At 38.9% G+C, this 21788-nt stretch carries 18 protein-coding genes; 10 read left to right on the top strand and 8 right to left on the bottom strand.

Features of this window, described 5'->3' with window-relative positions; all coding sequences use genetic code 11:
- Positions 1-33 precede the first annotated feature (33 nt).
- From JXQ92_RS00365 to JXQ92_RS00355, 3 genes are all read right to left on the bottom strand, one after another.
- A complete protein-coding gene (locus tag JXQ92_RS00365; protein WP_421984587.1) occupies positions 34-840 on the bottom strand; it encodes an endonuclease/exonuclease/phosphatase family protein in 807 nt (268 codons plus the stop codon).
- Between the two features lie 171 nt (positions 841-1011).
- The gene (locus JXQ92_RS00360; protein ID WP_421984586.1) at positions 1012-1857 is read right to left on the bottom strand and encodes a DUF2711 family protein; all 846 of its coding nucleotides are present in this window, start codon (positions 1855-1857) and stop codon (positions 1012-1014) included.
- Between the two features lie 121 nt (positions 1858-1978).
- Entirely contained in the window at positions 1979-3124 is a 1146-nt protein-coding gene (locus JXQ92_RS00355; RefSeq protein ID WP_421984585.1) for a DUF3800 domain-containing protein, read from the bottom strand.
- 425 nt (positions 3125-3549) lie between these two features.
- On the opposite strand from JXQ92_RS00355, the gene hisG reads away from it, so the two are divergent.
- Genes hisG through hisB form a run of 4 tightly spaced genes read left to right on the top strand, consistent with a single transcriptional unit; the run spans position 3550 to position 7839 of the window.
- Positions 3550-4410 (top strand): ATP phosphoribosyltransferase, encoded by an 861-nt coding sequence (gene hisG / locus JXQ92_RS00350; RefSeq protein ID WP_421984584.1) that lies wholly within the window; start codon positions 3550-3552, stop codon positions 4408-4410.
- On the top strand, positions 4407-5696 hold the full coding sequence (gene hisD / locus JXQ92_RS00345) for a histidinol dehydrogenase (RefSeq protein WP_421984583.1): 1290 nt from the start codon (positions 4407-4409) through the stop codon (positions 5694-5696). Before hisG ends, hisD begins: the two co-directional genes overlap by 4 nt.
- Positions 5689-6738, top strand: a complete 1050-nt coding sequence (gene hisC / locus JXQ92_RS00340; protein WP_421984582.1) for a histidinol-phosphate transaminase — start codon at positions 5689-5691, stop codon at positions 6736-6738. The genes hisD and hisC overlap by 8 nt, the downstream gene beginning before the upstream one ends.
- A gap of 3 nt (positions 6739-6741) precedes the next feature.
- Positions 6742-7839, top strand: coding sequence for a bifunctional histidinol-phosphatase/imidazoleglycerol-phosphate dehydratase HisB (hisB, locus tag JXQ92_RS00335; protein ID WP_421984581.1), 1098 nt, complete (start codon positions 6742-6744; stop codon positions 7837-7839).
- A gap of 26 nt (positions 7840-7865) precedes the next feature.
- Here hisB and JXQ92_RS00330 read toward each other — a convergent pair whose 3' ends face one another.
- Entirely contained in the window at positions 7866-8249 is a 384-nt protein-coding gene (locus JXQ92_RS00330; protein WP_421984580.1) for a DUF3471 domain-containing protein, read from the bottom strand.
- Positions 8250-8470: 221 nt separating this feature from the next.
- Between JXQ92_RS00330 and JXQ92_RS00325 the strand changes: the two genes are divergently transcribed.
- A complete protein-coding gene (locus JXQ92_RS00325) occupies positions 8471-9391 on the top strand; it encodes a hypothetical protein (RefSeq protein ID WP_421984579.1) in 921 nt (306 codons plus the stop codon).
- 39 nt (positions 9392-9430) lie between these two features.
- On the opposite strand, the gene JXQ92_RS00320 is transcribed toward JXQ92_RS00325, so the two are convergent.
- The gene (locus tag JXQ92_RS00320) at positions 9431-10798 is read right to left on the bottom strand and encodes an SPFH domain-containing protein (RefSeq protein WP_421984578.1); all 1368 of its coding nucleotides are present in this window, start codon (positions 10796-10798) and stop codon (positions 9431-9433) included.
- A gap of 598 nt (positions 10799-11396) precedes the next feature.
- On the opposite strand from JXQ92_RS00320, the gene JXQ92_RS00315 reads away from it, so the two are divergent.
- The 5 genes from JXQ92_RS00315 to hemL all read left to right on the top strand — a co-directional run bounded on the left by JXQ92_RS00315 (position 11397) and on the right by hemL (position 19132).
- Entirely contained in the window at positions 11397-11729 is a 333-nt protein-coding gene (locus JXQ92_RS00315; RefSeq protein ID WP_421984577.1) for a PadR family transcriptional regulator, read from the top strand.
- Positions 11719-14358 (top strand): FtsX-like permease family protein, encoded by a 2640-nt coding sequence (locus JXQ92_RS00310; protein ID WP_421984576.1) that lies wholly within the window; start codon positions 11719-11721, stop codon positions 14356-14358. The genes JXQ92_RS00315 and JXQ92_RS00310 overlap by 11 nt, the downstream gene beginning before the upstream one ends.
- Positions 14359-14475: 117 nt before the next feature.
- Positions 14476-16005: a glutamine-hydrolyzing GMP synthase gene (guaA, locus tag JXQ92_RS00305; protein WP_421984575.1), complete on the top strand. Its 1530-nt coding sequence runs from the start codon at positions 14476-14478 to the stop codon at positions 16003-16005.
- Positions 16005-17822 carry a hypothetical protein gene (locus tag JXQ92_RS00300; RefSeq protein WP_421984574.1) on the top strand — a complete coding sequence of 606 codons (1818 nt, stop codon included), beginning with the start codon at positions 16005-16007 and terminating at the stop codon, positions 17820-17822. Before guaA ends, JXQ92_RS00300 begins: the two co-directional genes overlap by 1 nt.
- Before the next feature lie 2 nt (positions 17823-17824).
- Complete coding sequence (gene hemL, locus JXQ92_RS00295) at positions 17825-19132, top strand: glutamate-1-semialdehyde 2,1-aminomutase (RefSeq protein ID WP_421984573.1); 1308 nt, start codon at positions 17825-17827, stop codon at positions 19130-19132.
- Here the strand turns inward: hemL and JXQ92_RS00290 are convergent.
- The 3 genes from JXQ92_RS00290 to JXQ92_RS00280 all read right to left on the bottom strand — a co-directional run bounded on the left by JXQ92_RS00290 (position 19107) and on the right by JXQ92_RS00280 (position 21763).
- Positions 19107-20285, bottom strand: a complete 1179-nt coding sequence (locus tag JXQ92_RS00290; protein WP_421984572.1) for a DUF3667 domain-containing protein — start codon at positions 20283-20285, stop codon at positions 19107-19109. The two genes, hemL and JXQ92_RS00290, sit on opposite strands and share 26 nt — an antisense overlap.
- A gap of 125 nt (positions 20286-20410) precedes the next feature.
- A complete protein-coding gene (locus tag JXQ92_RS00285; RefSeq protein WP_421984571.1) occupies positions 20411-21052 on the bottom strand; it encodes a hypothetical protein in 642 nt (213 codons plus the stop codon).
- Positions 21053-21271: 219 nt separating this feature from the next.
- A complete protein-coding gene (locus tag JXQ92_RS00280) occupies positions 21272-21763 on the bottom strand; it encodes a DUF4442 domain-containing protein (RefSeq protein WP_421984570.1) in 492 nt (163 codons plus the stop codon).
- Between the last annotated feature and the right edge of the window lie 25 nt (positions 21764-21788).

Here is a 21788-nt window from a genome sequence, read left to right as displayed (position 1 = left end):
AAGCAATTTGAGTTTTAAAGGATTTCTTTAGGTTTAATATGCTATTTCCAACTCAGTAACTAAAGGGCGATGATCAGAAACAATAGGCTCAGAAAGGAGGGTGATATTTTTGACACTAATGAACTGATTGGAGGTGTTTCGATAAATCACATGATCTATTTCTGACTTCTTTTCGCCTTGAAAACTTAAGTTGTCTGCTCCTTTCTGTGCAAATTCAAATCCTTGCGCATAGAAATATTGCATGGTAGGTGAATCTGGTCTGCAATTAAAATCTCCGGTAATTACGACGGCCTTGTTTATCGTATCCACATATTTAATCAAAGCTTTGGCTTGGTTCATACGACTGGTCGATCCATCGGTTCCGCTGATCCAGTCAAAGTGAACATTGACAAATAGAATAGTACAGCCTTCGGCGATTTCTACTTCTTGAATTATAGCAGAACGGGGTTCATAAAGGCCATCAGGAAGTGCCAATACCTTTGTATTGGCTATTGGTTTGGCAGAAAGCGTAGCCATTCCATATTGACCGCCTTGGTAGTCCATGAATTTCCCAAAGCTTCCTTTCATACCTGTTTGTTTAGCTAAAAAATCTATTTGTCCTACACTATCAGAGCGAGAACAAAAATGATCGATTTCTTGAAGCCCGCAGAGGTCAGGTGCTTGGGCTTTTATGATGGCTGCGGCTCGGGATAAATCCAATACCTCGTCGTTGCCAACGCCATGCTTGATATTGTAAGACATTATTTTAAAACTGGCAGTTTTTTGTCTATCACAAGCTGTAAGGCTCAGGAAACCTATGACTAAGGCAATGGAAAGTAGGAAGCGCTTGAGCTGGGTCATTGTAGGAAGTTACGCTTTTGTTGGGAGTGGTTACTTCGCTCTTTGATTATTTCTCGTATTCTATATTTGTGAATACGCCATTTAATACTTTCTGCTGGAGTGTTAACCACTACATCATCTTCCTCTTGCTTTTTTAATATAACCTGAGCGATAGGAGGGTCTATATTTGATTTAATCCATTAGCCTTTTCCACCATGCTTTTTTCTTGACTTTTTGAGCGGCAAGTATCTTATCAATTTCCCCGATCTCCCAATCCCATAAGTGAGTCGTGTTTTCGTCAGCCAGGAACCCTTCAAATGAGTTTTGAATCTCATTTTCCTTTTCAGTATTAGTCGCTATCACGAAAAAGAAACTATCCCAATCGATAGTAAAAATCACTTCTTTGTCTGATGGGTAGATATAATAGTCTTTATGTGCAATTCTCTCAATGAACGCTTGTTCCTCCAGCTTATCTAAATTCAGTGTATAGTTATGCTCAAAGAATTCATCTGTGACTATAATATCCCTTTTTCCTAGTGATCTTAAAAAATGAAAAATCTTCCGTTTGGTGAGTACATCAAAACAACCTTCCGTAGGCTGCCAAATCTGATTTTCTTTGGTATAAATATTTAGTTTTTCTGATAAATCAGGGCGTTGTAATTCTTTTCTATAACTGCCTATCGATGTTTTCAACGCTTTGTTTAATTCGCTGATATTACCTAAGCCTGAATTTGAAATAACATCGTTCCAGCTAATTACTTCAGCTTCCTGTAGAATGGTCTGATTGTCAGGGTATTCATTGTTTTTTATGTATGCTTGAGCGTTATCAATAGGAAGACCAACAATTTCAGGAAATTTAGATTTGATGTCTTCATTTGATGTTTTTTTCGTAGCCGATATAGCCTCACTATTTCCGTTGTTTAAGACTTTAAAAAACGGAAGAAAGGAAATGAATACTGTAGAATAATACGTTGAGAAGTGCTTTTTTAGGTGCTCTTCTTCAGAGGGGTATAGTTTTCTGTCTGTAAAAATATCCATCTTAAATTTTGAGAGGTTAAAACGTCGTTTTGGTTTAATTGTACATGACAACCTATCTGCCGAGAAGTAGGTTGCAAGAAAGACGATATTTTTTATTCATTGTTTCTATTGGTTATATAGACTATTGGCGTACGCTTTCTATTATTTTCTTTAGTTTCCTAAACTCATTTTCTTCGAGTATATCGTATTCATTTGTCGTTGCCAATAGAATTGCATTTCGACATTCCTCAATTCTACGAAGCATAGGAAGAATAATGCTTTTCCCATGATTAATAAACCTTTTCATATCTATAGCGGTCGTAGGTATCTTATATCCATCTCTACTACTTGCAATTAGAATTCCTTTGTCTCTTAAAGCGCCAACTATTTTGCTGCCAAATTGCTCTTTAGATATTCTTTTCTCACGATTAACATTTAAATGATTTATAAATTCATGAGATGTAGTGTACTTTTTGTGATGATTAGACTGATGAAACAAAAGGAGAAGCTTTAAAAAATTTAAACGATCTCTATCATCTTGATTACTCCCTGTGGTTTTTTCAATAAAATCATTGACCCGGTTTATACTTAAAGTAGAAATGGTTTCATCGTATTCAGAAAAAATGTCATTTTCATTTAATTCCTTAGGGTCAAATTTTTTTGGGAAATAATTCAGGCTAATGAGCTTTGATTGTAATAGTTGTCTGAAATTATCCGATTGATCCGATTTTTTCAATGCGTCAAATATATAACCCAACGTACCAGCCATAAAATCAGCTAATTGAACACCTAATTCGTTATGGCTTTTTCGTACATAAAATTCTGAACCTGAAAACAAAGATCGAATATGATTTTTTTCTACATACTTTTTAAAGCTTCGCATGAAGTCATTTCCTCCATGTTCATCAACTTTTAGTTCTAATTGTGGAAAGGTTCTATATAATTCTTTGTAAAGTATACCATTTAGATACTTATAGAATGACTTTTTGTATCGAAATCCTTCCCCGAATAACTTGCTTTTGTCTACAACTACCGCGTAAACAGAATAATTGATTTTAGATAATTCTTTTAGAATTAAGATTCTTCTTTTATGGTTGTATTTGACTTTGTTTGATTTGATTTCGCCAGTTTGAAAAAACTTTTTTCTTATTTCCTCAAGTTGTTGATTAACCGTTTTAAGTTCATCCTTATTAATTATTACGCTAGCAACTATGAAATGACTTCCTTGTTCTTTAAAATCGAAAGAGTTATTCCCAAATTCATCTGCAAATGCTACTACTTGTTTCATCGATTGGTTTTTGTCTTATGTGTCACAGCCCTAATCTGCCTAACATTTTTTGAAGAATGTTTAAAATAGACATAAAGCAGGAATAAATTGTAGGGTTTAGTATTTTATTATAATGATTAGTCTCTATCACAGCAAGGATGTTTCAGAACTAAAACCTTATTGATCTGGCGGCAGATCTTTCAGTTAAAGAGGAGAACTACTGCACTCAATTACAAAATCTTTTGATGGGCGGGCTTGTGGAATTATAAGTGACAACTATCTTTGCACTTGATGTACGCAAATTCACATATCGCACTCAGCGCAGCTCATGCACATCACTTCCATCATCTCGTTTGAGATGCATGTAAACTTATGTGGCCTACGCGGTCGCAAGAATTCCCAACTTTATTAAATCATTTTTCATTAATTACAGTTCTTACATCCAGATGGATAATACATTACGCATAGCAGTACAGAAAAAGGGTCGTTTAAGTGATGATTCTTTAAAATTGATAAAAGAGTGTGGCATCAAATTCAATAACGGTGCAGGCAAGTTAAAAGCCAATTCAACCAACTTTCCAATGGAATTTCTCTTCTTAAGAGATGACGATATTCCAGGTTACGTTCAGGATGGTATTGCCGATATCGGTATAGTAGGTGGCAATGAAGCTGAGGAGAAAAATAAGGATGTCGACACGGTGAAAAACCTCGGCTTTTCGAAATGTAGATTGTCTTTGGCGATCGATAAAAACGAAACTTATAATGGGGTACAAGATTTTGAAGGCAAGAGCTTGGCTACCTCTTACCCAAAGATTTTAGGAGACTATCTAAAGTCAAAAAACGTCAACGCTGAAATTAATGAGATCAGTGGGTCGGTAGAAATTGCGCCGAGCATTGGTTTAGCTTATGGTATCTGCGATATCGTGAGTTCAGGGTCTACTTTAATGAGTAATGGGCTAAAGGAAGTGGAGGTAATCTACAAGTCCGAAGCAGTGCTTTTAGCCAATAAGAATTTAAGTGCTGAAAAGAGAGCAATTCTTGATCGGTTTGTTTTCAGAATTGAGTCGGTCCAAGCCGCAAAAAACAACAAGTACATTTTAATGAATGTGCGCAATGAAGCTATTCAGCAGATCATTGACATTCTTCCGGGTATGAAAAGTCCAACGGTAATGCCGCTGGCCGATGAAGGTTGGAGTTCTGTGCACACGGTAATTCAGGAAGACGATTTCTGGGAAATTATTGAAGCACTTCGCGAAGCTGGTGCCGAAGGGATATTGGTAGTGCCAATTGAAAAAATGATTCTATGAAAACGGTAATCAACCCAGCCAGATCAACTTGGGCAGGCCTCTTGGAAAGACCTACCATGGATTTAGAGTCCATCGAGCGTTTGGTGAAACCTGTGATGGAAGCCGTTCAATCCCGAGGTGACGAGGCCTTACGAGAATTCACCGAAAAGTTTGACAAGGTTACTTTGTCGGCTATTCAAGTAACAGAATCAGAGATCAGTACGGCCATCAATTTGGTAGACGATACCTTGAAACAGGCCATTGCGGTAGCTAAAAATAATATTGAGATCTTCCACGAAGCACAGAAAGATGATTTCGCGAAAGTAGAAACTATGCCTGGCGTTAATTGCTACAGAAAATCTGTAGGTATTGACAAAGTAGGTTTATACATACCAGGTGGAACAGCACCGTTATTTTCTACGGTTTTAATGTTGGCGGTGCCGGCTAAAATTGCTGGTTGTAGAGAGTTAGTCCTTTGTACTCCGCCTGATCAATCAGGTGCAGTTCACCCAGCCATACTTTACACTGCACAACTAGTCGGTATCGATAAAATTTTTAAAGTAGGCGGAGCACAGGCCGTAGCCGCCATGACTTTCGGAACGGAAACTGTACCTCAAGTTTATAAAATATTCGGTCCGGGTAACCAGTACGTAACGGCAGCTAAGCAGTTGGCCATGAAATACGGGGTATCAATAGATATGCCTGCTGGCCCATCCGAAGTAGCCGTTTATGCCGATGATTCTGCCGAGCCTGCTTTTGTAGCAGCAGATTTGCTTTCACAAGCAGAACATGGCGTCGATTCTCAAGTGGTGCTCGTCGCTTCTTCAGATGATATTGTAAAAGCAGTGAAGGCCGCCGTCGCAGAACAATTGAAAACTTTGCCAAGGGCAGATTTTGCAGAGAAAGCTTTGACCAATAGTGTGGCCATTGTGCTGTCAGATCAAGATTTGGCCATAGATTTACTCAATGAATATGGTGCAGAGCACCTCATTTTATCGGTAAATCAGCCATGGGATATTGCGAACCGTATTGTAAATGCTGGTTCTGTTTTCTTAGGAAACTATACACCAGAATCTGCAGGTGATTATGCATCGGGAACTAACCACACCTTGCCTACTAATGGCTATGCGAAAATGTATAGTGGAGTTTCGCTCGATAGTTTTGTGAAGAAAATCACCTATCAAGAGATCACGCCCGAAGGCTTAAAGGTATTAGGGCCGGTAGTTGAAACAATGGCTGCCGCCGAGGAATTAGAAGCGCATAAAAATGCGGTGACTTTAAGATTAAACGCTATCAATAATGTTTGATCCTAACGCGCTATTAAGGCCGCATCTTAAAAACTTAGTGCCCTATTCATCGGCGAGAGATGACTATAAAGGGAGCGAAGGGGTCTTTTTAGATGCGAATGAAAACCCTTTCGGATCGATTACCGAGGAAAAATGGAACCGTTACCCCGATCCTTATCAAGTAAAATTGAAAAGTCGGATTGCCGAGATAAAATCGGTTGAAGCAGACTGTGTTTTCTTAGGAAATGGTAGCGACGAACCTATCGATTTACTTTTTCGCGCTTTTTGTGAACCTAGTGTTGACAATGTAATCATTAACCCACCCACTTATGGCATGTATCAGGTTAGTGCCGATATCAATAATGTCGCTGCTCGTGAAGTGCTCATGACCCGCGATTTTGACCTTGATGTGGAAGGGATTTGGAAAGCCGTTGATGCCAATACCAAAATTATTTTCATTTGTTCGCCAAACAACCCTTCTGGAAACGACGTGGACTTGGCCAAAATTGAAGAGGTCGTAAAGAATTTCAAAGGTTTAGTCGTCGTAGATGAGGCCTATATAGATTTTACCGATCGCGCTTCGTTTACGGATCGCTTAGACGAGTTTCCGAACTTAATTGTGTTACAAACTTTTAGCAAGGCATGGGGGCTAGCTGCCCTACGTTTAGGAATGGCTTTTTGCTCGAAGGACTTGTTGAATATCTTGAATAAGATTAAGGCGCCTTACAACCTGAGTGGGCTTACGCAGGAAACTGTATTTGAGACCTTAAAGAATGTTTCGGTGAAGGATAAAATGGTGAAGGATATTCTTGCGAACCGCGATGCTTTAAGAAAAGACTTAGAAGGCTTAGCTATTATCGAAAAAGTCTATCCAACAGATGCGAACTTCTTCCTAGTGAAAACGGGAAATGCACGTCAACTCTATGAAGATTTAATCGGTCACCAAATTATACTACGCGATCGCTCGAAAGTGGCGCTGTGCGAAGAAGGAATTAGAATTACTGTTGGTACAAAATCCGAGAATAGGGTTTTAATCCAGACATTGAAAGAATTAGGCAAATAGAGCATGAAAAAAGTACTTTTTATAGATAGAGACGGAACAATAATCGTTGAGCCACCAGTTGATTTTCAGATTGACTCTTTGGAGAAACTAGAATTCTTACCAGGTGCTATTTCTAACCTAAGAAAAATCGCCGAACAGCTAGATTACGAGCTCGTAATGGTGACCAACCAAGATGGGTTGGGTACAGATTCTTTTCCAGAAGATACTTTTTGGCCTGCTCAGAATAAGATGCTAAAAACACTTGAAGGAGAAGGAATGGTTTTCGATGAAATCTGCATCGACCGTACCTTTGAAGTCGAAAATTCACCTACTAGAAAACCAAGAACTGGGCTATTGACCAAATATATTGAGGGTGATTATGACCTAGGGAATTCTTACGTGCTTGGCGATCGGAAAACAGATATTCAATTAGCTGAAAATTTAGGAGCTAAAGCGATATATGTTTCAGAAGCGTCCGATGAACGCGCAGCACTTTCGACCACCAATTGGGATAAAATTTTTGGATTTCTCCAAATGCCTGATCGTACCGCTGAAATTCACCGGGTAACAAAAGAGACAGACATTCTGATTCAGTTGAACTTGGATGGAACTGGGCAATGTAATAACGAGACTGGCTTAGGCTTTTTCGATCATATGCTCGATCAATTGGGTAAACACTCAGGAGCGGACCTATCCATAAAAGTAAAAGGAGATTTACACATCGATGAGCATCATACGATTGAAGATACAGCACTTGCTTTAGGAGAGGCCTATCTGGAAGCTATTGGCGATAAAAAAGGGATTAATCGATATGGGTTCTTATTGCCTATGGATGAAGCACTTGCCCAGGTGGCGATCGACTTCAGTGGGCGCCCTTGGTTAGTTTGGGAGGCAGATTTTAAAAGAGAAATGGTAGGCGATATGCCAACAGAAATGTTTATGCACTTCTTTAAGTCGTTTTCTGATACTTCGAAGTGTAATTTAAATGTCAAAGTAGAAGGTGATAATGAGCATCATAAAATCGAAGCTATTTTTAAGGCCTTTGCAAAAGCGATAAAAATGGCTGTAAGAAGAAACCCTGATGAACTCGATATATTACCAAGTACAAAAGGGTTGCTCTAAATCGCGGTCAAACGAAACTGATTATCTTATTGATCTACTCTGATAGCCTCTAGCTGCTGGCCATCTTCACGGATCATCAGTAGCTTGGTGATTTTGTCTTTGTCGTTTTTTACAAATTCAATATCTACTCCGAAGGCTTTAAGAAAGAATCGGCTATTTGTGATTGGTACTAACTCATAAACTTTGTCGTCGGGCCCAATGGCCTGAAGATCTTCCTTTTCAATCTTGATTTTCAGGAAAGTATCTTTTTGCATCTCATAGCTGCCTACATAGGCTTTCATGGTCTTCTTCGGTACCGTGATGCCCTGTTGTTGTGTACTTTGTGCATAGCCACCGAATTGGAATAAAGTAATGGCGAATAAGGTGAATAAGCTTATCCTTATGGTTTGTTGTTTTTGAATTGTTTTCATGGTCTTACGTTGTTGCTTAATGATAAGACAGTGAGGGGAATAGACTAGTTAACAAGTCTTTTTTATCAATCGACAAGTAGGTGTGATTGCTCTTCAAACTACGGCTATCTCTATACCAAATTGATATAGAAGTGACTTTTAGAATCATTAATCAACACTTAGGTGTTAATTTTTTCCGCTTTTAGCCACCGATGTTTTACTTTCGGAACACAAACTCACCCATGAGAAAGATTTTTTGCCTTTTCATTATCCTAATGGCCCAGCAGCTCTCAGGCCAAAACCTTGATTGGTGGGATACACTACATGATTATCCTAATGCCGCCGGTACGGATAGAGATCGGTACGTGAGTATTTCGCCTGGTTATTTTGGGCCGAATGCTATAAGAATCCCAGTGCTCCGAAATGGTAAGATTGACAATGAGTTATGGTCTGAAAATACGTTCGAATATCATTATGGAAGGGGAGATAATACGATCAATAACTGGTCTGAATTTAATATACCCTTGGCCAAGGATAAAGCCTTGCTCTACGTGCAAAGTATTGCCTGGGAATATTGGGAAGTGACCGATGAAATTCGAGATGAACGTAGAATGAGAAGCCGTAGTGGGATTGGTTGGAATACAGGAGATACTGCTTTTGGTATAATACTGAGGATTGCCAATGAAGATAAGTCACGCATGCCGAATATTACCTTTAGAGCCCATTCAAAGACCACTACTGGGGGAAATGTAAGCAATGCACGTTTTACCGATGCGAGTATGTTCTTTTGGGAAGCCACAGTGAGCAAAACCATAATTAAAACAGATGATAGTAGCCTTTTGCTGAAAGGGATGCTTGGGTTTTATACATGGCAAACCAATAAAAATGGCTTGCCCAATGGTTCGGATTTCTTTCAAAATGACGCTGGAACTTATGGGGTCGGTTTAGAGTGGATGAAAGGGAAATGGCTTGTTGCCAGTGATGTCTCTGGTTACCACGGGTATATTCAAAACCGTGATACACCGAGTGCTTGGCGTAACCAAATTCAATATAGGCTCAGCAAACATATTGCCCTATATTCAAATTTTAATGTTGGTTTAAATAGCTGGGGTTGGCAAACGGTGACGATAGGTTACCGTCATTTCTTCAAAACAATTGAGTAATATTTAAAATAAAAAAAGCGAGCCGAAGCTCGCCTTAGTCTAGTTGCCTCCCTTACCGGAGCTGGTCAACTGTTTGGTCATGGCCGCGCCAATTAAAGCTTCTAAAGGAGTGCCGCCGTCATCTCCACCACCTGATATTATCATTGTCGTTGGAAATTTAATCTTGGCAACCTGTTGGGCAACTCCAATTGCAATTTGCTTTTGCAATTCCGCTTCCTGCTGAGGGGTCAAACCCGCAGAAACGAGTTTCGCGTTTTGGTAAGATTCAGCATCTGCCTTTACTTTTTGGGCAGTGGCCTTTAAACGCTCAGTTTCTAGTGCAATGGCGGCTAACTTCTTATTAGTTTCCTCCTGTTTTAGCTTCGTTTCAATAGAAATCAAGGCTTTAACTTGCTCTTTTTCCTGTGTTACACGCTCGCCCGCTTTGTCACGCTCACCTTCGGCAATAATCCTTGCCTGAGCATCTTTGGCAGTTTTAATTTTCTGCTGCTCTAGCTGACGTTTAGCAGATTCATCACGTTGTGCTTCAAGTCGCTGTTTAAAGACTTGTTCTAGAACCACATCATCCACAATTACCTGAGCGACAATTATATTGTTCTCATTGATGTCGTGTGGGATTCTAATGAAAAGACCATTTTCGTCCTTACGCTTGTTCACTTCATAGCGCGTCTGCACCTCTTTGATCTCACGCTCACCTTGTTCTATCGCAGTGATGATAGTGTCACGATATTCTGTCTTTTCAACACTAAAAGCACCATCCTTTAATTGCTCTTCAATTGACACCCTAAAGTCAGATGCCGAACCTGAGATATAATCCTGGGCAGCAAACATATATCCTGTGTTAGAAACAACCTCTCTTACCGTAGGTATTAAGGTGTTTTGTGCAAGATTTTGTAAGCTACGGAACTCGATAGCCAACTCGATGAAAGACTCCTTGTCTGCAGGTAGCTGAAAACGAGTTGATAGCTTTGTTGTAGCGGTGACTTGGTCGATGAATCGTATGGGAATTGGGTCCATTTGACCTTCAATGTCGTCCGTGTCATCTCCGGGGTTAACAACTTTTACATCGATAAACTTTTGCCAAGGGGTTATCTTCGCAAAACCTCTAAACTTAATTCCTTCAGTCATAATAGCGCTCTTTTTACCGTTTGGGTAAACTAGAAAGTATTGATAACCAGGTTCTGCCCAGAAAAACAAATTAGGCAATGTAACTAAGGTTAGGCCTGAAATAATTATAGCAATTGAAACCCTTCGACTAAACATGAGCAGCCAGGTCGGCGATTTAGACTTTATCTTTTCTAAATGGCCAGAGTTATTCTCCTTGAATTGGTCTTCATCAGAAAGGAGTGGTCTAATGATAAGAGTGATTAATCCGATGATTAATAAAATGATTCCGAAAAGTATCATAGTTGTAAGTTTTGAGATGAAACATAGTTTTACTGACCTGCCCGTTTGGCAAGTGCGATGGTTGTATAAAATGGTAGTGTATTTGATAGCTGCTGAAGGCTATCTCAATGTCATTTGGCCCAGTTATTTCCTGGGTTCAAATAACTCATTATGCGAAAAGGAATTATCGAAGTGTCCAACACTTCCTAGAAGATATGAGCTTCTTATGTTGGTAGTGTTTTTAAAATCGATTCTCTTTAGAAAATCTAATGTTCCTCGATGGAGGTTCTGAAAGGATTTCCCAATAATCCCGACTCAAGCAAGTGCTTGATTTTTGAGGAATCTGAAATGGGAAAAAAGTTTTCATGGTTTTTAAGATTAGATGTTTCTATTCCGAAACACAGTAGTATATACGGATTACAACTGTAATATGTTTCATATTCAGAATAATATTTTATATATATGATATATCGGAATATTGTTCGGATATCATGTGTGCTCATTTTCAGCAAATTACCCTTGTATCTCCTTTCATATTCTATGATCTAAAATTAAAATCTATAGGCTTTAGCGATAATATATAAGAAAATTATATATTGTGTTTTCTTATATAAAAAATATGTATTCAAAAGAACTGATAAGAGGTACACTTAGAACAATAATCTTGAAGTTGCTTTCAGAAAATGGGCAGATGTACGGGTATGAAATAACGCAAAGAGTAAAGGAGATTTCATCTAATGAAATTAACCTCACTTTTGGAGCACTTTATCCGACGCTACATAAGTTGGAAAAAGAAGGAATTGTCATTACTAAATCTCAAGAAGTAGATAACAGAATTAGGAAATATTACTCTTTAACCGAAGCCGGTGCTGAAACAGCGCGCGTTAAAATCGAAGAGTACTTCCAATTCGCAAAAATGATGAACCTAATTATGATTACCGATGGTGACTAAAAGCCAAGTTAACATAATAACAAGAAAGGTCAGGCAGAGAAATATCAAGAGCTTTTCGATTGAAGAAGAGCTTATTGATTATATCTCTTGTGAAATCGAAGACATGATGGTTCGGGGTATAGCCTTTGAATGTGCGCTCGAAGAGGTGCTAGATTCTATGAGCTTCGAGTCAAAAACAGAGGTCAATAAACTCAAAAGGCTTAGTCAGCCAAACACAATAGATATGTTACAGAACTATTTAAAAATTGCTTTAAGAAACCTTACGAGATACAAGGTTAATGCCACTATTAATATTTTCGGATTAGTTATTTCTTTGACAGCCGCACTTATAATCGGTTTGTATTTAAAATTTGAAAACTCTTATGATAAGCAATATCCCGATTTGGATCGATTGTATCGGGTAAACACGATTTCTAATTTGGGGCAGACGCCAACGCACATGACGTCTGTCTCGTCCAAACTAATCCCTGAGGTTAAGGCAAATATTCCAGAGATCGAAGCTTCATCTGGTTTGTTTTTGGCTATTCTTAATCAGCCATTAAAATGGAGTGATGGTGTATTCTTCAATAACCTAATTTCTGCAGTAGAAGATGATTTCCCGAAAATGATGGGGTTAAAGGAGGCTCAGGGGACAATTGCCAACGTTTTCACCAAGTTGAATACCATCATTGTTTCCGAGACTCAGGCTAAGAGTATATTTGGAGAAACTAGTCCGGTTGGAGAAATCGTAGATGTAAAAGTCAATGATAAACAGTTGAAATTAGAAGTAGTAGCCGTATATAAAGACCTTCCTCCAAATACACATTTTGCGGAAACGCGTTGGACTGACTTTGGGTTTCTAATTTCAAATAAAACCTTAGAAGGATTTTCAGGAAACAAGCCTACTTGGACTTCTATTAATGGTTCAGCTTATGTAAAACTTAGTAAGGGAGTGTCGGTTGCAGATGCAGAACTAAAAATTAACAGCCTCATAGAAGAGCGATTTGGGAAGAATATATGGTATAAACACTATTTACAGCCCATTTCTGATATTCATTTGAATAGAAAGGGTTTTGAGATTGGTTCAGAAGGTAGTTCTGCTCAATTAAGACTGTTTGTACTCGTGGGTTTAATTATTGTGTTCATTGCTTGTATTAATTATGTCAACCTGACAACAGCACAAGCCTCGATTAGATTGAAAGAGGTTGGCGTAAGGAAAGTTATTGGAGCAAGACGACGCCAGTTCTTAACACAATTTTTTGTTGAGGGCACTTTGATTTCATGCTTGAGTTTGGTCCTTGCCTTGGTTTTAGTCTTGGTTTTTGTCCCTGTTTTGAATGCAAGATTTTCACTGCATTTGGGTTTAAACTTTACAGAAAGTACTACTGAACTTGTGATGTTTTTTGTGCTTGCCCTGCTTATCAGTCTTGTCTGCGGTATTTACCCTGGATGGTATCTCTCGCGCATGAAGCCTAATCAATTATTAAGAGGAGGTGGAGCAGTCAATTCAGGCGGAGGATTGTTAAGGAAGTTTCTAGTAACCGTTCAATACATTACCTCTATCACTCTTATAGTTGCAACGCTCATCATTTCCGGTCAGATGAATTTTATGAGCAAAAAGGATTTAGGGTTTGAAAAAGAACAAGTAGTTTACTTGACACTTGATTACAAAATAGCGACTAAATATGGTGAATTGGTTTATGATGAAATTATCAAGGAAAGTGGTGTAATAGCCGCTTCCCTTACAGGTAATTCTCTAGGCGATGGAAATATGCCGGGCAATCGTATTGTTGTGGGTACAGAAGGCGTCGAGAATAATAATCAAATGCTTCAGGTTCTGGCTGTTGGTGATGATTTTCACAAAACATTGGGGCTGACCATGATTGAAGGGCGTTGGTTTTCTGCAGAATATGCTACAGATAGAGCAAAAGGTTTCGTAGTTAATGAAACGTTTGTAAAGCATTTTGGACTGGCAGAGCCTCTAGGAATAGCAATAAATCGAAATGGTCAAGAGGGTACCATCATCGGAATCGTTAAAGATTACCATTTTAAATCTATGCGAAATGAAATCGAGCCTTTAGTTATGCACGAAAGCGAGAATCCTCAATACGATTACTGGAACATAGCAGTTCGTTTGGCCGAAGGAGACAAGGCTAACACGCTGGCGCGATTAGAAGATGTCTGGTCAAATATTGTCCCTGAGTACCCTTTCGACTATGAGTTCTTGGATGATAAAATAGATCAGTATTATAAATCAGATCAATATTTTTCCATTGTATTTAAAATATTTTCCTCAATAGCAATCCTCGTTTCTTGTTTAGGGCTTATTGGCTTAGTTGCTTTTACAACGCAGCGAAGGGCCAAAGAAATCGGAGTAAGAAAAGTACTTGGTGCCTCAATCGGTACCATAGTAAGTCTCCTTTCAAAAGATTACTTGAGGTTGATTGTTATCGCTGCATTAGTGTCGATTCCAATTGCCTATTATGCTATGGATGATTGGTTAGATAATTTTGTCTACAGTATAAGTATCAAACCTCATGTTTTCATTTTGGGTTTATTGATCACAATTGTTTTATCATGGTTGTCAGTGAGTTATCTTTCTTTTAGAGCAGCAAAGGCTAATCCGGCGGAATCCTTGCGGTCTGAATAAGTCAGCTGATATGGCGAATTATGGCTTATTCTTTTTTGACCAGATAATTGGCCTCTTTTAGACTAGAAATACTCCGTAAATATTAGTGATTAGTCAGGGCTAATATTATTTTTGCGCATGGCAGAACAGATACTGATTCTCGACTTTGGTTCCCAGTACACCCAACTCATAGCCAGAAGAGTTCGAGAGCTTGATGTATATTGTGAAATACATCCTTTTAACAACATTCCAGAAATATCTCCCGACATAAAAGGAGTCATCTTATCGGGTAGTCCGTGTTCGGTAAGAGAGAAAGATGCACCCGATTTAGACCTTGACCAATTTAGAGGTAAAATACCCATATTAGGAATTTGTTATGGTGCCCAACTTATGGCTCAGAAATTCGGAGGTAATGTAATGCCTTCTGAGATCAGGGAATACGGTCGTGCAAGATTAAGTAGGGTCGATAGCCAATCTGAATTACTCAAAGATATTAGCCTCGATTCTCAAGTATGGATGTCTCACGCAGATACCATCTCCGTATTGCCAGAAAACTTTGAGATAATAGCTAGTACTGCGAGTGTGGAAATGGCAGCTTATAAAGTAAAAGACGAAAAAACCTACGGAATTCAGTTTCATCCAGAGGTAACGCATTCTGAAGAAGGTAAAACTCTCCTAAGAAATTTTCTTGTTGATATCTGTAATTGTTCGCAAGACTGGACACCAGATATGTTTGCAGAGACCGCGATTGCAGAACTTAAAGAACAGCTAGGTGATGATAAGGTAGTACTGGGCCTTTCAGGAGGAGTTGATTCTTCCGTGGCTGCTATTTTGATTAACCGAGCAATTGGTGATAACCTTCATTGCATTTTTGTTGATAATGGCTTACTCAGAAAACATGAATTTGAATCTGTTTTAGCGTCTTATCAAGGCATGGGTTTAAATGTTAAAGGAGTTGATGCCAAAGACCAGTTCTATACAGCTTTAAAAGGAATTTCAGATCCGGAAGGTAAAAGAAAGGCCATTGGAAGAGTATTTATAGAAGTATTCGATCAGGAAGCACAGAAGATAACAAATGTGAAGTGGTTGGGCCAAGGCACTATTTATCCGGATATCATTGAGTCGGTATCTGTTAAAGGACCTTCGGCAACAATAAAATCGCATCACAACGTTGGGGGGTTACCGGAAAAGATGAATTTGAAGGTAGTTGAACCACTCAAAACACTATTCAAAGACGGTGTAAGAAATGTAGGTAGAAGCCTAAATATTGATCAGAATATTTTAGGGCGTCACCCTTTCCCAGGTCCAGGATTAGGCATCAGAATTTTAGGAGATGTAACTGCTGAAAAAGTAGCCATTCTACAAGACGTTGACTATATTTTTGTTGAGGGCTTAAAGAAAAGAGGCCTTTATGATGAAGTATGGCAGGCGGGCTCTATGTTGTTGCCAGTGCAGTCTGTAGGGGTAATGGGTGATGAGCGAACTTACGAACGTGTAGTTGCGCTTCGTGCGGTAACCAGCGTAGACGGTATGACAGCAGATTGGAGTCACTTACCGTATGATTTCTTGCAAGACGTTTCAAACGAAATTATAAACAAAGTAAAAGGAGTAAATAGAGTGGTGTATGACATCAGCTCTAAACCACCAGCAACGATAGAATGGGAGTAATGCGAAAATCCTTATTGGCAATTACATTAGTGTTCTTTTGCCTGTTTCAGGCAGCAGGACAAAATGTAAAAGCACTTTTCGAGGAAGGCAAAAAACTCTTCGACCAAGAACAATATGCCTTGGCCTTGGGTAAGTTTGCCCCTATCACTTCACTTGATGAATCAGGTGATATGGTAAAATATGCCTCCTATTTCTATGCCATATCCGCGCATAAATCTGGTGATAATGTGTCGGCCAAGAACATGTTCTTGCAGGTGCTAAAGAAATACCCAGAATGGCAGGTTACGGATGATGTTAATTATTGGCTAGGGTTTTTGGCAGCTGAAAGAGGTAACTTAAATGACACCTTTAGCTATCTCGCCAATGCAAAAAATATAGATCAGGCACAAAAGAATGCTGTAAAAAGCAAAGCACTGCTTGGCGATGTAGATATGGCTATTCTAAAAGGCTTGTTGGCTGAGTATCCGGAAGATAATCTCCTGGCCTCAAAACTGGCGAATGGTATCTTGTCCCTAGACATAGAAAATCAGGACATCGATTTACTCAACGAGCTTCAATCGACATATGCGCTCAATTTAGATTTAGGAATAGATGGTATAGAATTCTCTCCTAAAAAGTCGGTATACAACGTTGGTCTATTTCTGCCATTTGCTTACAGCAGTGATTCTGCCCGTCTTGTTAGGTCAATGACGGCTTGGACTACTCGTATGTATCAAGGCGTTAGATTAGGTGTTGAAAAACTTGCGGATGAAGGTGTTGATGTAAACCTGATTACTATTGATACGAGAAATAGCCAGGATAGACTCTTTGAAATGGTGAGAAATGGAGACTTTGATGACCTTGACCTCATTATTGGCCCTGTTACCCAAAGTGCCGTTCAACTGATGAGCAGTTTTTCGAAAAACAAAAAAATCAATATGATCAATCCGCTATCATCGAATAGCGATATTTTAGTTAATAATCCTTTTGCCTTTTTGTATTACCCTAGCAACGAATCTTTGGCTATAAAAGCCGCAGAATACGCAAAAGAAAACTTTACCAGAAATAAGAATGCCGCCGTTTTTTATAGTGGGTTTGCCGATAAATCAAGAGCCGATTTATACAGGCAGATCATTGAAAAAGACTCATTCAATGTGACTATTTTTCAGGAAGTAAGAGAGAACGAATCGGTGTATATCCAAACCTTATTATCAGAAGAACACGAGCAAGACAAAGATTCTGCGGTTGTAGCCAATATGATTGCCGAAATGGACTCTCTAAGAGAAGCAGGAGAGGAAGATTGGGAAATTTATCGTCCAAGAGATTTCGTTTATGATACGTTGAAAATATTGCCAGATAGTATTGGTCACGTATTCATTGCATCTGATTACTCTTCTTTAGCATCAAGTGCACTGAGTGGGATAGAAAGTAGGCCAGATACCGTAGATTATCTTTCCTCTTCTAGGTTTTTAACAACTGAAAGTTCTATCTCTTTCGATCAATTAGAGCGGTTAAGCGCCACTTTCATTGGGTCTAACCTGATTGATTATTCAAGCGAAGCTGTAGCAACTTTCAGAGAACTTTATGTGAATGAATATTTATCCACGCCGGTCAAAGAAGATCGGTTAGGAGATGCATATATCGGATACGATATCACTGTTACCTTCGGTAGGTTACTTCACCAGTATGGAAAGTATTTTCAGCTAGGGCTAAAAAGGAAAGCTTCTGTTTCTGGTGAATTAACAAATCAGTTCGACTACAAGTTTTCGAATGACAACCGCTATACACCTGTTCTTAGAATGAAAGAAGGAGTAGTTGTACCTGTTGAAAAATATTAATTATGAGTAAGCATTCAAATAGCCAGCGTCTTTTCGAAGAGGCTCAAAACTTTATTCCTGGAGGCGTAAATTCACCTGTACGTGCTTTCAAAGCAGTAGGAGGCAACCCACTATTTATCAAATCAGCCAAGGGCGCTTATATCACCGATCAAGATGATACTCAGTTTGTAGAGTTGATCAACTCTTGGGGGCCAATGATTTTGGGGCACGGAAACGAGAAAATACAAGCTGCAGTTGCTGAAGCAATCTCAAATTCACTGTCATTTGGTGCGCCTACATCCATAGAAGTGGATATGGCTAAGCTCATCTGTAGCATGGTGCCAAGTATTGAGAAGGTAAGAATGGTAAACTCTGGAACAGAAGCTACCATGTCAGCCATTCGTCTGGCGCGTGGATATACAGGGCGCGACAAAATCATCAAATTTGAAGGATGCTACCACGGGCATGGAGATTCGTTTCTTATTGCAGCAGGTAGCGGCGCCATTACCTTAGGCCAGCCAGATAGCCCAGGTGTTACAAAGGGCGTGGCGAAAGATACACTCACTGCACCATTCAACGATTTATCCAGCGTCAATGAAATAGTTCAAGCCAATAAAGATCAAGTGGCGGCGATCATTGTAGAACCTGTAGCGGGTAATATGGGGTGTGTTTTACCTGCTGAAGGATATTTAGAAGGATTAAGAACCATATGTGATCAAGAAGGCATAGTGCTAATTTTTGATGAAGTAATGACCGGATTTAGATTATCACAAGCCGGTGCTCAGGGAGTCTTCAATGTTCATGCAGATATTACAACACTCGGAAAAATCATAGGCGGAGGAATGCCTGTTGGAGCTTATGGCGGTAAAAAAGAAATAATGGATTACGTTTCACCGCAAGGCCCGGTTTATCAAGCCGGAACGCTCTCTGGTAATCCGGTAGCTATGGCAGCAGGAATTGCTATGCTTACTCAAATTGTAGAAGACACTGAATTATATACTGACCTCGCCCTAGTTACAGAACAAATTGAAAAAGGTTTTCAAAGTAACCTCGATGAACTTGGCTTAGGTTATACAATGAATAGAATTGGTTCTATGGTCAGTCTATTCTTCACTGATCAAAAAGTGGTGGACTTTGAAACTGCAAAATCAAGCGATGTTGCGCTATTTGGAAAGTACTTTAGAGAAATGCTGAACAACGGTGTTTACATAGCGCCATCGCAGTATGAAAGCCTCTTTATTTCGAAAGCTGTAACTAATGATATTGTTTCTAAAATAGTTGAAGCTAATAAGATATCACTCGAAGCTATCCATTGTAATACCAAAAACTGATAAAGACTTCTAAGGAGAAGAATACGAGTAAGAAAAAGGAATAGACATAACCCACTATGTTAAACTTGATCAGTGACTTGAACCAACCCTGTCCATATACCTTAAGGAATGATATGTAGACATAAGTACTTACCAGAATAAACGAGATAACACCAATCCACCAACGCCAAGCCGTAATATCTGCGTTCGGAAAGTTGCCAGCTGTAAAAATCTTAAACATTAATAGAAGCCCTAATCCATAGGCCAAATAGGCAAATGAATGAACATGAAGGGCATGTACAACATGTTTGATATATAGGTGTTTTCTCCGGACATAAATGAATTTGAGTACCCCAGCGAATAATGGAATTAAGATAAACATCATCAATGGAAGGTTTCCCAATACAAAGCCTTTGAAACCTTCATCGTTCTCAAATATCTTTCTTACCTGACTGAAAAAGTGCTTTTTTTGACTCTCATCTAAGAAGTTGCTTTCCGCAAAATCAATACCCATACCAAGTGAGTCGATAAATGCTTCGTCGCTAACTCTCCTTTTATCACGTGCCAATCGATGGAATTTTTCAACCTGCCGCTCATTAGCTACGGGTAAGGTCGTCTGTTTAACTGGAATCAAATATTTATTGACGGAATCTATGCCAAGTTCTTGGCGCATTGAGTCATAAAATTGAGCAAAAGTTTCAATTCCTGAGAATTGATTGACCAGTGTATCTGGAATCGACCTGAGTCTTACGCTATCAGCAACTAGGTTCCACCTTTCATCATCCATCATGTCAGAAAGATTAATGTCGCCTGATACTGCAATATCCTCATCGTCAATAAGGCGCAGATCAATACCAGAAAGCAGATAGCTAATGGTGAAGAAATAGAAAAGACTCATTACAAAATAAAGCCTGATCGGATGAATAAAATGTTTGATTTTCCCTTCCTGAAACCTATTGGTTAGGTTGCCAGGCTTAATCATAAAAGGGATGGCACTATGGGCCATTTTAGAGTCTATGCCCAGATAGTTATCTACAAATTCCTTAACCAGCGTTGCGAAAGTCACATTGTTATCCGAATTGGATTGACCACAATTCGGACAGAAATTGAAACTCTCTTCTAGAGGAGAATTACAATTATGGCATATAGGACTTTTACGCTTCTTAGGCTTCATGAAATAATGTCACTCAAAATCAAAGATAACGGATGATTCGTTAGTACAAAATGTTGCTAAACTAAAAAAAGCCAGCTCTTGAAGGAGCTGACTTTGGGTATTAGGTGTTTAGGTAAAGGTGATCTTTAAACCATATCGAGCAACAATTCTGTTTGCTCAAGTCGGCTATATCTTTTAGGTTTCTTGACTGGGGCAAGTTCCTGTTTAATGCTTTTAATTAATTCTTTGTTACCCGTTAGGTAAGTGACGCTTGGAACTATGTTTTGCTTGATTTCAATGTTATTGCCTTGTTCATCAGCTATTGATCCAATCCAATCTTTTTCAGAAATCCCATATTTCTGACAAACAAGCGCTCCAATATCTCTTTTTGCCTGCGGATTACTGCTTCTAATCTCCATTTTGCCAAAGAAGAATTGATCCTGATAGAAATGTATCTGTAGAATGCACTTTACTTCTTTAATGCTTAAACGATAGTATATAGTTGCATGCTTGTTTAGGCAAAAAGTCCTTTTGTCTTTATAGTTTGGTTTACCTAGCTTTTTGATAGTCTCTTTAAGCGTTTGACCGAACTCTAATCCGAAAAATCGAATTGGTTTGTCCGTCTTTAAAGTAGTATCAATATTATATGTGTTGAAAAGTTTTGAGAAGGAAGAAGATGAAACGAGTGCGTTTCTTCCTTCATAAAAGTCGACCCTACTCTGGTGGTAGCGCTTTCTTTTTTTGGAGCTAAAACTCCATGGCAAATCTGAGGTGAACAGAGTTCGCATTGTCAATTATTCAAGTGTTTAGGTTCGGTGTTGTCCCTGAGGAACGAACACAAGTTATGCAAAGAACTCGATAAAAGTCAAATATGTTTACACTTGAAATAGGCGTTTAGAGTTAGTATTGGCTTATTATGAGTGCGACCACGGAGATGATGTATGTGAAAGACAAATATATGTATCTACAAATTTCCTTCTTTTTTTATACTAAATTATAGTTGAGCACTATTGGGCCTTGGTTCTTACTTTGGCCCAAGATTTTACCTGCCAGAAGATATGGCCTGTGCTGAGGTGGTTGCCTTGTGCGTCGTGGGATTTTACTTCGCAGTCAATAATTACGGCATCATTTTCTTTTAGAGGTAGTCTAACATGTTCATTGAGCCAGTCATCATTTACAGAATAAGAGACCACCACATCCATTTTGCCTTGGTAGTGATAATTCATTTCCATTTTCTGCATAATAATCCTATACTCCCGCTGACCAAGCTTGCTCAATAGCACAAGCCCAGTGGCATATTCAGAGGCGGTAGCAAGTGCGCAAGCATGAATTCCTTTTATGTGATTAAAATTTATTCTTCGGTAGGGAATCTTCACTTTGACATGATCGTCACCTAAATCCACAATTTTAAATCCATGAGGCTTATTAAAAGGGATCATTCTGGATAAACCAAAATTAAGAAGGGCTAGATGTCTTTTAGAGGTTTTTGCCCTCTCCATGAGTTTTGCAGGATCCAACATTACT

The organism is Roseivirga sp. (assembly GCF_049099775.1).
GTDB lineage: Bacteria > Bacteroidota > Bacteroidia > Cytophagales > Cyclobacteriaceae > Roseivirga.
Note: the sequence above shows the minus strand (reverse complement) of the source record. Positions and strands in the feature narration are given on the sequence as shown.